This is a genomic window from Kribbella italica, assembly GCF_014205135.1.
GTDB lineage: Bacteria > Actinomycetota > Actinomycetes > Propionibacteriales > Kribbellaceae > Kribbella > Kribbella italica.
The window spans coordinates 8,379,099-8,391,222 of sequence record NZ_JACHMY010000001.1 but is presented as its reverse complement, the minus strand read 5'-3'; the positions used below and the strand labels follow the sequence as shown (position 1 = coordinate 8,391,222).

At 69.4% G+C, this 12,124-nt stretch carries 7 protein-coding genes; 1 reads left to right on the top strand and 6 read right to left on the bottom strand.

The window, feature by feature from the left end:
- Nucleotides 1-72 precede the first annotated feature (72 nt).
- The 5 genes from iolB to HDA39_RS39385 all read right to left on the bottom strand — a co-directional run bounded on the left by iolB (nucleotide 73) and on the right by HDA39_RS39385 (nucleotide 4,956).
- A complete protein-coding gene (iolB, locus tag HDA39_RS39405) occupies nucleotides 73-960 on the bottom strand; it encodes a 5-deoxy-glucuronate isomerase (protein WP_184804190.1) in 888 nt (295 codons plus the stop codon).
- Between the two features lie 30 nt (nucleotides 961-990).
- Nucleotides 991-1,863 (bottom strand): Cgl0159 family (beta/alpha)8-fold protein, encoded by an 873-nt coding sequence (locus HDA39_RS39400; protein ID WP_184804187.1) that lies wholly within the window; start codon nucleotides 1,861-1,863, stop codon nucleotides 991-993.
- A gap of 179 nt (nucleotides 1,864-2,042) precedes the next feature.
- Nucleotides 2,043-2,984, bottom strand: a complete 942-nt coding sequence (gene iolC, locus HDA39_RS39395; protein ID WP_184804185.1) for a 5-dehydro-2-deoxygluconokinase — start codon at nucleotides 2,982-2,984, stop codon at nucleotides 2,043-2,045.
- On the bottom strand, nucleotides 2,984-3,958 hold the full coding sequence (locus tag HDA39_RS39390; RefSeq protein WP_238356271.1) for a sugar phosphate isomerase/epimerase family protein: 975 nt from the start codon (nucleotides 3,956-3,958) through the stop codon (nucleotides 2,984-2,986). The genes iolC and HDA39_RS39390 overlap by 1 nt, the downstream gene beginning before the upstream one ends.
- Nucleotides 3,955-4,956, bottom strand: coding sequence for a Gfo/Idh/MocA family protein (locus tag HDA39_RS39385; RefSeq protein WP_184804183.1), 1,002 nt, complete (start codon nucleotides 4,954-4,956; stop codon nucleotides 3,955-3,957). The genes HDA39_RS39390 and HDA39_RS39385 overlap by 4 nt, the downstream gene beginning before the upstream one ends.
- A gap of 187 nt (nucleotides 4,957-5,143) precedes the next feature.
- Between HDA39_RS39385 and HDA39_RS39380 the strand changes: the two genes are divergently transcribed.
- On the top strand, nucleotides 5,144-5,881 hold the full coding sequence (locus HDA39_RS39380) for a GntR family transcriptional regulator (protein WP_184804182.1): 738 nt from the start codon (nucleotides 5,144-5,146) through the stop codon (nucleotides 5,879-5,881).
- Between the two features lie 1,207 nt (nucleotides 5,882-7,088).
- Here HDA39_RS39380 and HDA39_RS39375 read toward each other — a convergent pair.
- Nucleotides 7,089-11,963: an NAD-glutamate dehydrogenase gene (locus HDA39_RS39375; protein WP_184804181.1), complete on the bottom strand. Its 4,875-nt coding sequence runs from the start codon at nucleotides 11,961-11,963 to the stop codon at nucleotides 7,089-7,091.
- Nucleotides 11,964-12,124: the final 161 nt, after the last annotated feature.

The window sequence follows — 12,124 nt, the reverse complement described above, 5'->3', positions numbered from 1 at the left end:
CGCTGTCCTCCGAAAGGTAGCCGCGGATCGATCGTGACTGTGGTGTTCATGGCCGGGGTCATGACTTGCCGGTCACTTCTGGCCGAACGGAAGGCGTGGGTCGATCTGCTGGCTGTCCCACAGCTGCCGGACCCAGCCGTGCTGCGGGTCGTCGCTGATCAGCCAGGCGCGTTCGGTGCCCGGACCGGCCATCACGTTGAGGTAGTACATGTCGTAGCCGGGCGGCGCCATCGCCGGGCCGTGCCACCCGTGCGGCACCAGCACAAGGTCACCGTCGCGGACCTCGGCCAGGACGTCGATCGGCCGCTCGTCGGTCCCGTAGACCCGCTGGTAGCCGATCGGGTCGTTGCCCTTGACATCTTCCGGCGCGTCGTCGGAGAGCTGCAGCTCGAAGTAGTAGATCTCCTCGAGCACACTCTCCTCGCCCGGCTTGTGCTCGTCGTGCTTGTGCGGCGGGTACGACGACCAGTTGCCGGCCGGAGTGAGCACCTCGCAGGCGATGATCGAGTCGGCCTCCAGTACGGCGGGCGTCCCGAAGTTGCGGACCTGCCGGGACGAGACGCCGGCGCCCCGCAGCTCGGTCTCCACCTGCTCGGTCCCGATCCGGCGGAACGGATAATCGCTCGCGGCCTTGGCGTGCGGGAACGCGATCCGGGCCCCACCAGCGCTGACGACCGCCACCGTGGTGCCACGCGGGACGTAGGCGAGATCCGTCGGGCCAGCGAAGACGTCTGCCCGGCCACCGAGCGGCACGGTGTCGCCGTCGACGATCACCTCGGCGGATCCACTCAGCGGCAGCACCAGGTACTCGCAGTCCCCGGTGTCGAACTCGACCGACTGGCCCGGCTGCAGCGTCCGCACGGTCAGGCCCGTGTGGTGCCAATCCTGCTCGCCCGGGCGGACGACCAGGTCGTAGCCGTCCCGCGCAGTGGTCCCGGCCGGCCTGAACCACTCAGTCATGCGCGCCTCCGTGGATCTGCCTGGTGTTCGTCATGCGGCACCTCCGTGCACCAGCGTGGCGGCTTGGTCGACCGCGGCGGCCACGTCGCCGTCCGGCGGGAAGAGCAGCGCCCGCCCGACGACCAGTCCGCGGACCGACGGCAGGCTCAGCGCCTTGCCCCAGGATGCATAGGTTTCCTCGGGCGCGACAGTCGGATCGCCGCCGAGCAGCAAGGTCGGCAGGGTCGTTGCCTCCATCACCCGTTCCAGCTCGTCGACCACCGGCAGCTTGAGCCAGGTGTACGCACTGGTCGCACCGAGGCCCGCAGCGATGTGCACCGACCGGATCACCGAGTCCGGGTCCAGCAGGTTGCTCACCCGCCCGTCGGTCCGCGTCGACCAGAACGGCTCGACCATCGCCATCAGCTTGCGCTCGGCGAGCTCGGTAACGGCCTGCGCACTGCTCTCCAGCGTCGCCACTGTGCCCGGGTCGTCCAGGCAGATCCGGGTCAGCATCTTGCCGCCGTCCAGCCGGCGCGAAGCGATGTCGTCCGCCGACCGGTACGCCGTGAACCGGTCGTCCAACTCGAAGGAGGAGCCTTGCAACCCACCCCGGTTCATCGACCCGACGACGACCTTGCCTTCCAACGCTCCGAGCAGCAGCAGGTCCTCCAGCACATCCGGAGTAGCGAGCACGCCGTCGACTCCCGGCCGCTGGAGCGCCGTGCACAGCCGCTCGATCAGCCCGGGCCGACTGGCCATCGCCATCCGGTCATCGCGTACTCCCAGCGCACCACGCGCCGGGTGATCCGCGGCGACGATCAGCAGCCGTCCGTCCTCCCCGACCAGTTCGCGCTGCCGCCGCTGCTGCCAAGCCTCAGCGACCCGCTCCGGATGCCGGACCCGCAACTCGGTCAGGTCCACGCTCGGCCCCGCTCCCCAATCGACTCCGCGCCCCCGAGAGCCCGGCCCGCTCAACTGCCCAGCGGCACTCGCTCCGCTGGTGGCAGCAGGCCTTGCGGCCTCGGGTCTGCTTCCGGCGGCTGCACTCGACTTTCCTGTATCGCCCGGCACGACTCCACCGGTCCCGAGCTGTTCGGTGCTCATGCGTTCTCACCCATCAGGGCGAGGACCTCGGCCTCGGTCGGCATGGCCGTCGAGCACTCCAACCGCGACGCCACCACAGCCCCCGCGATGTTCGCGAACCGAATGATCCGTTCCAGCGGCCACCCCGCGAGGAGACCATGACAAAGCGCTCCCCCGAAGCCATCGCCGGCGCCCAGCCCGTTGACCACCTCGACCGGGAACGGTGGCACCTCCACCCGTTCGTCCCGGGTCCGTGCCAGCGTGCCCTTCGGCCCCTGCTTCACGACGGCCAGTTCCAATCCTCGGTCGAGCAGCGCCTGCGCTGCCTTGTCCGGGTCGGTCTCCCCGACCGCGACCTCGCACTCCTCCCGGTTGCCGACGGCAACCGTGCAGTGGTCGAGCGCCTTGCTGACCTGCGCGTGCGCCTCACTCGGATCCGCCCAGAACATCGGCCGGTAGTCCAGGTCGAGCACGGTGATCGGCCGGCGTTCGCGCGCCTCCCAGGCTGCGAAGTGGGCCGAGCGGCTGGGTTCGGCGGACAGGCCGGTGACGGTCGACCAGTAGATCTTCGCGTCTTTGATCGCCTGCAGGTCCAGCTCGTCGGGGTTGATCACCAGGTCCGGCGCCTTCGGGAACCGGTAGAAGTACAGCGGGAAGTTGTCCGGCGGGAAGATCTCGCAGAACGTGATCGGCGTCGGCAAGCCCTCGACCGGAGTCACGAACCGGTCGTCGACGTTCAGTTCGCCGAGCGCCCGGTGGATGAACGTGCCGAACGGGTCGTTCCCGGTCCGGCTGATCACCGCCGCCTTGCGGCCGTGCTTCGCCGCCGCGACGGCGACGTTGGTCGCGCTCCCGCCGAGGAACTTCCCGAAGCTCTCGACGTCCTCCAGATGCGTCCCCGTCTGCAGCGGGTACAGGTCGACGCCGATCCGCCCGATCGTCAGTACGTCGTCCGCCATCAGACCACCCCACCCTCGACCGCTCCCGCCGCACCGGCCGGCACCCCGTCAACCGCTTCGCCCCGCGCTGCTGCTCCGCTTGCCGCGGCTGCGTCGGCTGCTTCTGCGAGGTGGCGCAGATGAGCGATGCTCGCACGGACATCTACGACCGGACCTTCATCCGTCGGGCGGGCCTGAAGCATGGTGTCCTGCTCGAGGACGTACCAGCCTTGGTAGCCGGCCGACTCCAGCGCACCGACGATGGCGGCCAGGTCGACATCACCCGCGCCGAGCGGGCGGTACATGCCTTCACGGACGGCGTCGGCGTAGCCGACCTCACCGGACTGGACCTTCGCGGCCCACGCCGCGTCGACGTCCTTCAGGTGGGTGTGTTTGATCCGGCGGGTGTGCTCCAGCGTGAGCGCGACCGGGTCGACACCGCCGATCATCAGGTGACCGGTGTCGAGGGCCAGGCCGATAGTCGAGCCGTCGAGCACCCGGCGGACGTCGTCCGCGTTCTCCACCATCGTTCCGACGTGTGGGTGAATCGTGGCCAGCACGCCTTGGGCAGCGGCCAACTCCGTCAGTCGGTCGAGGTTCGCGAGCAAGGTCGACCAGCCGGCGTCGTCGAGCACCGGCCGGTCGTCGTACCCGTCCTGTCCGGTCGCAGCAGCGATCACGAGCGTCGTGGCACCCGCGGCGACGAAACCTTCGAGTGCCCGCGCGACCTCGGGGGCCGGGTCGTGCGACGGGTCGTGCAGGACCACCGGCACGAATCCGCCGACCGCCCGCAGCCCGACGTCGGCGAGCGTCTTCGCCTTCTCCGCCGGGTCCTCGGGCAGGAAGCCGTCCGGCCCGAACTCGGTCGCCGCGATCCCGACCTCGCGCATCTCGGCCAGCACCGTCTCCGGGTCGTACTGCCAGCCCCAGCCGGGCACCTCGCAGACGCCCCACGAAATCGGGGCACCGGCGATCCGGGCAGCTACGTCACTCATCGGCCGATCTCCTCCAGACGGACAAAGCGGTTCTCGGAACGGGACAGTTCGCAGGCATCCGCGATCCGGAAGGCCTGCAGGGCATCGCGGACAGTGCAGGGGACGTCGCGGGTGCCGGCGACGACCTCGGTGAACGCGGTCAACTCGGCGACGTACGCCGAGCGGAAGCGGTCCATGAAGGTGGTGTGCGGATCTCCGCCAGGGAAGGTCACACCGGCTTCGACCGAGCGCAGCGCGGTGTGCTCGTCCAGGCCGACCGCGATCGAGCCGAGACTGCCGAGTACCTCCATGCGAACGTCATGACCGGCCGCGTTGTAGCGGGTTCCGCTGACCGCGACGAAGGTGCCGTCGTCCAGCGTGAGCAGCGCGGCGGCAGCGTCGACGTCGCCGTACTCGCCGAAGAAGGACTCACCACGGTTGGCGCCGGTCGCGTAGACGCTGACCACCTCGCGGCCGGTGACGTACCGGATGATGTCGAAGTCGTGGACCGTGCAGTCGCGGAAGAACCCGCCGCTGGTCGGGATGTAGCCGGCGGGAGGAGGGAACGCGTCGTTGGTGTTCGCCCGGATGTGGTGGACGTAGCCGAGCTCACCGGACCGCACCTGCTGAGCGGCAGCCTGGTAGCCCGCGTCGAAGCGGCGCTGGAAGCCGATGTGTACCGGGACGTCCGAGCCCTCGACCAGTTCGACGACCCGCTGGGTCTCGGCGAGGTCGAGCGCGACCGGCTTCTCGCAGAAGGTGGTGATGCCCGCGGCGACGGCGGCCTCGATCAGTTCGGCGTGCGCGGAGGTCGCAGCCGCGATGACGAGTCCGTCGATCCCGCTCGCCAGCAGCGCTGGGACATCAGGGGCGAACTCGGCCCCGAGTTCCTTGGCCGTCAGCTCCGCCCGGCTTGCGTCCGCGTCGGCCATCACCACCTGCTCGACGGCCGGCAGACCCTTCAGCGTCGCGGCGTGAAACGCGCCGATCCGTCCAACCCCGACCAAACCGATCCGCATCCGCGGCCGCCCTCTCGTCGTCACCTGGTCCTGGCGCCGCGTCGTCGCGCGGCCGACCGCGCGACAGTGCTGCAGCACGACGCCGGTTGCCGCGCCCCAGCTTTCCGGTCCGGCCAGAGAGAGTCAATACTTTGTAAGCACATTTTCACGTCGGGACATACATACCTCTCTCCTGTACCATCCGGCCATGGCCGCCCTGCCGATTCAGATCGATCGGACCAGCCCGGTACCGCTGTACCACCAACTGGCCGAACAGCTGACGGCTGCCGTCACCGACGGAGTCCTGCGCCCCGGCGACCCGTTCGAGAACGAGATCGCCATGTCGGACCGCCTGAGCCTGTCGCGGCCGACCGTCCGGCGAGCGATCTCCGAGCTGGTCAACAAAGGCCTCCTGGTCCGCCGCCGCGGTATCGGCACGACCGTCGCCAACCAGATGGTCCACCGCAAAGCCGAGCTCACCAGCCTGTACGACGACCTGGAACGCGAAGGCCGCACGCCACGGACCGAGGTCCTCTCCCTCAACTGCGCAGCCCACGACGACCGCGCCGCCGAAGCCCTCGGTCTGCCGCCGGGTACGCCACTGGTCGCCATCGTCCGCCTCCGCTACGCCGGCGACCTCCCACTCGCGATCATGCGCAACTGGTTGCCCCCAGCAATGGACGACCTCACCCAGGAACAACTCACCACCGAGGGCCTGTACGCCGTACTCCGCGCGCGAGGCATCCGCCCCACGGTCGCCCGCCAACGCATCGGCGCCCGCAACGCATCCGCCGAAGAACGCCGCACCCTCCACATGTCCAAAGCAGAACCCTTGGTCACCATGACCCGCAGCGCCTACGACGCCGACGGTTCAGCCGTCGAATTCGGCGACCACTGCTACCGAGCCGACCAGTACTCAGTAGAAGTCATCGTCTCCGACCGCTGACAGCACGTCGGCCCGATCCCACCCCACCCAACGGCAGCCGTCCGGCAGCAGCCGAACCACTGGCCGCCACCGCGATCAGCACGCCGCCTCCTGGGCGGCGCCCTTCCCTCAGCCCTCCGCCTCTCCAAGGCAAACGTCCACAGCACCGCCCGCCGCTGACGCCGCCGCGCAACTACCGACCGCTAACCCGGTCCGGGTAAGGTGCCAGCCGGCCGATCCTGGCGTCTGCCGAAGCATTCGCCCGCTTGCCGCTCGGAGAGCCGAGTCAGCCGCTCTCGCCGCGGGCCCGACCCCTTGCCGTGAGTCTGGCCAATTGAGCCGGCACCCGGCGAAGCGCAGCGCAGGCGGTTTGGCAGGCCGGTGACCGTTCGCAGTGGGGAGCAACGCGAGCTTGGCGCGAAGCTGACCGGATCACGCAGGCGCTCGCGGAGCGGCTGAGGCCCCGGCAGGCGACTGACCCGATCGTCATGTGGAGCAACGCTGACTTGGCGCGAAGCTGAACGGATCGCACCGGCGGTTCGTGGTGCGGTCGGGGAGCCCGGCAGGTGGGTGATCGTTCGTCGTGGGAGCGGCGTGGGGCGGAGCGTGAGGCCGGGTGCTGTGGACGTGTGACGGCCCGGCATGGCCGCAGATCCGGCCAGACAACAGACGCCGGGCAACGCGATCACGAAGCTCAGTCCTTGGTGTTCGGCTGGGGGTCCCCAGCGAGCGTGGGAAATGAGTGAGCCCGGAGTGGCTTCGGAGAACAGGTGGCTACGGAAGCCAGGGCTGGGCGCGTGATGCTGGGGCTGGGTGGGCTGGGGCCGGCGCAGGAGGTGGGTCGGGGTTGCTTTGGAGGGCAGGTCTGCCGCGGAGTCCGCGGCCGGGAGTGCGGGGCGCCAAGAGCTTGGGAGAGCTGTTGGGCTGGGTATGAAGCCGCCGGGGCGCGAGGCGTCGGAGGTCTGGAGCAGGTGGGCTGCGGAGGCCGGAGCCGGGCGCGCCTGACGCTGGAGACTTCGAGAGCCGTTGGGCTGCGGAAGGCGCAGGCGAGCGCGGGACGCCGGAGGTCTGGGAGTGCAGGCTGCGGAGGCCGCGGCGGGCGGGAATCGCCGGGGTCGCGCGGCAGTGCAGGTAGCGGCGGAGGGCGCGGTCGGGGGCGCGGGACAGCGGAGGCTTGGGAGAGCAGGTGAGCGACGGAGGCCGGGGGTTGTGCCCGGCCTCCGTTGTGTTAGGCCTGGTTGACCATGAGGGTTCGGACCAGGCGGAGGCCTACCGAGAGGTGGGCCAGTTCTGGGCCTTCGGTTTCTACGATTTCTTCGAGCATGGTGGCTGCTCGGGACAGGGCTGCGTCGTTCTGGTCCTGCCAGGAGATGACTCGGTCTTCGGGTTCGGCGGTGGGGTCGGTGGTGGCGAGGACCTGGGCGGTGAGGCGGGCGTGGACGGCGTGGAGGTCGTCGCGGAGGGCGGCTCTCGCCATGGTCTGCCAGCGGTCGGTGCGGGGAAGGCCCACGATGCGCTCGAGGAAGCGGCCCAGTTGGAGGCGCTCGCCGAGGGCGAAGTGGACCTTGGCGACCTCGAGGATGTCGAGGTCGTCGTGGTCGGCGGTTTCGACGATGCCGAGGCCGGCGTACGCCGGAGGCAGGACCGCGATCCGGGTGGCGAAGTCGGCGGGGACGCCCTTCTCGACCAGGGCCTGGCGGCGCTGTTCGAAGAGGGCGAGCTCGCGGCCTCGCAGGACGTCGGGCAGGGCCGTGGTGAGCTTGGCGATGCCGGGGGTGAAGAACTCGATGAGTTCGGCGATGTCCATCGGGGGGCGTCGGTTGCTGACCAGCCAGCGGGTGGCGCGTTCGACCAGGGTGCGGGTTTCGAGCCGCATCCGGGTCTGGGTCTCGGCGTCGACGACGTTGTCGAGGTCGGCGTTGAGGGCCAGCAGGTCCGGTTGCGCGAAGATCCGCGACGCCGCGAGGTTGGCCCGTACGACGTCCTCGGCGGTACCGCCGGTCTCCAGCGAGAGCCGGTGGAACGCGGTGATCCCCGAGGAGTTGACGAACTCGTTGACCACCTGGGTGGTGATGATCTCGCGGCGCAGCTGGTGCGACTTCATCGGTTCGGCGAAGCGTTCCTGGATCGCCCGCGGGAAGTAGCTGACCAGCTTGTTGGACAGGAAGTCGTCGTCCGGCAGCGAGGTCTTCAGCAGCTCGGCCTCGATCACGATCTTGGTGTACGCGATCAGCACCGACAGCTCGGGCGAAGTCAGCCCGCGTCCCTCCAGCTTGCGCCGCTTGAACTCCGCGATGCTCGGCAGGAACTCCAGCTCCCGGTCCAGCAGGCCCTGCTTCTCCAGCCGGCGGACCCAGTCCTGGTGGACGTGCATCAGCTGGGCGGCCTGCGAGGTCGCGTTGGCCAGGCCGATGTTCTGCCGGTAGTTGCTCTTCAGCACCAGCGCGCCGACCTCGTCGGTCATCGACGCGATCACGTCGTTGCGCTGCTTCTCGGTCAGGTCGCCGTCGGCGACCACCTTGTCGAGCAGGATCTTGATGTTCACCTCGTGGTCGGAGGTGTCGACGCCGGCCACGTTGTCGATGAAGTCGGTGTTGATCCGCCCACCGCCCGCGGCGTACTCGATCCGGCCGAGTTGGGTGAAGCCGAGGTTGCCGCCCTCTCCGACCGCGCGGGCGCGCAGGTCGGCGCCGTTGATCCGGATCGCGTCGTTGGCCTTGTCGCCGACGTCCGCGTGCGTCTCGGACGCCGCCTTCACGTAGGTCCCGATGCCGCCGTTCCAGAACAGATCGACCGGTGCCTTGACGATCGCCTGCATCAGCTCGGCCGGCGTCAGCGTGGCCGGATTCCCTTCCAGGGCAAGCGCTTCGCGAACCTCCGGGGAGATCGGGATCGCCTTGTCCGTGCGCGGGTAGACGCCACCACCGGCCGAGATCAGCGCGGTGTCGTAGTCGGCCCACGACGAGCGCGGCAGGTCGAACAGCCGCTGCCGTTCGGCGAACGACGACGCGGCCTCCGGCGTCGGGTCCAGGAAGATGTGCCGGTGGTCGAACGCCGCGACCAGCCGGATGTGCTCCGACAGCAGCATCCCGTTGCCGAACACGTCGCCGGACATGTCGCCGACGCCGACGACGGTGAAGTCCTCGTTCTGGCAGTCGTGGCCCATCTCGCGGAAGTGCCGCTTGACCGACTCCCACGCGCCGCGGGCGGTGATGCCCATCGCCTTGTGGTCGTACCCGACCGAGCCGCCCGAGGCGAACGCGTCGCCGAGCCAGAACCCGTACTCCTTGGCGACGCCGTTCGCGAGGTCGGAGAACGTCGCGGTTCCCTTGTCCGCGGCAACGACCAGGTACGCGTCGTCGCCGTCGTACCGGACGACGTCGCGCGGCGGCACGATGTCACCGGCGACGATGTTGTCGGTGATGTCGAGCAGCCCCGAGATGAACGTCTTGTACGACGCGATGCCCTCGGCCAGCCAGGCATCGCGATCGACCAGCGGGTCGGGCAGTTGCTTGGCGTAGAAGCCGCCCTTCGCGCCGACCGGCACGATCACGGAGTTCTTCACCATCTGCGCCTTGACCAGGCCGAGCACCTCGGTCCGGAAGTCCTCGCGCCGGTCCGACCAGCGCAGACCACCGCGCGCGACCGCGCCGAAGCGCAGGTGCACGCCCTCGACCTGCGGCGAGTACACGAAGATCTCGTACGCCGGCCGCGGCTGCGGCAGGTCCGGGATCGCCTTCGGCTCGAGCTTGAAGCTGACGTAGGCGCGCGGCTCGCCGTCCGGTCCGGGCTGGAAGTAGTTGGTCCGCAGGGTCGCCTTGATCACGGTCAGGTAGGACCGCAGGATCCGGTCCTCGTCCAGGCTCTTGACCGTGTCCAGCGCAGCGCCGATCTCCTTCTCCAGCTGGGCGATCGTGTCCCGCCGGACCGGGTCGTCGGCGTCGCCGCGGGCCGGGTCGAAGCAGGCCTCGAACAGCTGGACCAGCAGGTTCGCGACGTCGACGTGGTTGAGGAAGGTGTTCTCGATGTAGTCCTGGCTGAACGGCGTACCGCCTTGGCGGATGTAGCGCTGGTAGGCGCGCAGGATCGAGACCTGCCGCCAGCTCAGGTTGCCACGCAGGACGAGCGCGTTGAGCTTGTCGGACTCGGCCCGGCCCTCCCAGACCGCGCGGAAGGTGTCGGAGAAGAGCTTGCGCAGTTCCTCGCGCTCCTCGGCCTCGCCGGGCGCGCGCAGGCCGAAGTCGTAGATGTACGCCGTGCTGCCGGCGGGACGGCGGATCTCGTACGGTCGCTCGTCGATCACCTCGACGCCCATGTGAGTCAGGTGCGGCAGGACCTGCGACAGCGACAGCGGCGACCCGGTCCGGTAGACCTTGAACCGGCGCTCGCCCTCCCACTCCTCGTCGATCGGCGAGTACAGCGACATCGCCAGCCCGTTCTCGGCCGGCAGCTTGTCGAGGATCGTGACGTCCTGGACGGCGACGCGGGCGTCGAAGTCCTCCTTGTACGCCTCCGGGAACGCACCGGCGTACTGGTTGTTCAGGCGGGTGACGGCGCCGTCGCCGCCGAGCGCGTGCAGCGCCACGGCGAAGTCGTCCTGCCAGGCGCGGGTCGCCTCGACCACCCGCTGCTCCAGCAGGTCGGCGTCGTACTCGCCGACCGTCTGGCCCTGCTTCATCCGGACCACGAAGTGCACCCGGGCCAGCACGGACTCGGTCACGTAGGCGGCGTAGTCGACCGAGTCGGCGCCGATCGCGTCCTTGAGGATCTGCTGCATCTTCAGCCGGACCGCGGTGGTGTAGCGGTCGCGCGGGAGGTAGACCAGGCAGGACAGGTAGCGGTTGTAGACGTCACGCCGTACGAACAGCTTGACCGCGCGGCGCTCCTGCAGGTGCAGCACGGACTGCACGATCGGCAGCAGGTCCTCGACCGGCGCCTGCAGCAGCTCGTCGCGCGGGTAGGTCTCCAGGACGTCGAGCAGGCCCTTGCCACTGTGGCTGTTCGGGTCGAAGCCGGTCAGCCGGAACAGCTCCAGCGCCTTGCGCCGCAGCACCGGGACCTGCATGACGCTCTCGGTGTACGCCGTCGACGACAGCAGACCGATGAAGCGCTGCTCGGCGACCGGTTCGCCGTTCTCGTCGAAGGACTTGATACCGACGTAGTCCAGGTACGACGAGCGGTGCACGGTGGAGCGCGAGTTCGCCTTCGTCAGGATCAGGAGCTTCTTCTCGCGAGCCTTGGCGCTCACCTCCGGCGGCAGCAGCCCGGCGTTCTCGCCCTGGGCCGGGTCAGGGCGCAGGATGCCCAGGCCGGTGCCCGGTACGCCGCGCAGGAGGCCCTGGTCGCCGCGCATGGTGAACGCGTACTCGCGGTAGCCGAGGAAGGTGAAGTGCTCGTCGGCGAGCCACTCGAGCAGCTCGCGGGCCTCCTCGACCTCGGTCGCGCCGACCGGCAGGCTCGCGCCCTTCACGGCCAGGTCGTTGGCGATGCCGACGGCCTTCTCGTGCATCTTCGGCCAGTCCTCGACGGCCTCGCGCACGTCACCGAGGACGCGCTGCAGCGCCTTCTCCAGCTCGCGGTGCTCGGCCGGGTCGGCGATCCGCTCGACCTCGAGGTGCATCCAGCTCTCGCGGACCAGGTCGTGCCCGTCCGGCACGCTGGCGTCGTCCAGGACCTCCTGCAGGGTGCCGGCGACGTCACGGCGTACGACGAACTGCGGGTGGATCAGCAGCTGCAGCTCCAGGCCGCGGTCGGTGACGACCATCGCGGCGCTGTCGACCAGGAACGGCATGTCGTCGACCACGATCTCGACCACGGTCCGGCCGTTGGCCGACCAGCCGTGCTCCTCCACCGTCGGGGTGAAGACGTGCACCTTGGCCGTGCCCTGCGGACGCGAGGTGGCCGACTTGTAGTGGTGCTTGGCCGCGCCCAGGCAGTCCTGCGGCTGGCGCTCGGCCACGTCCTCGGCGGCCACGTACCGGTAGTACCGCTCCAGGAAGCTCCTCAGCTTCTCGGGGTCCACCGACTTGTCGTGCCCGTGTGTTCCCGCAGCCACTGCCTTGGCGAGCACATCGGCCTTCTGGACGTCCAGCTTGCTCTGCATTCCCCACCGTTCCACACGCGTGATCTCGACGCTGCCGCGCCCGGCCGCACGCCGTTGTGCGCCTCCCTCAGAGATTAGTCCACTTCTGTCACTGGTGTGATGGCGGGACGGTCCTTTCGAGGTGCCTTACAGCTCACATTTAACAGCTGGACGGGCGCCGT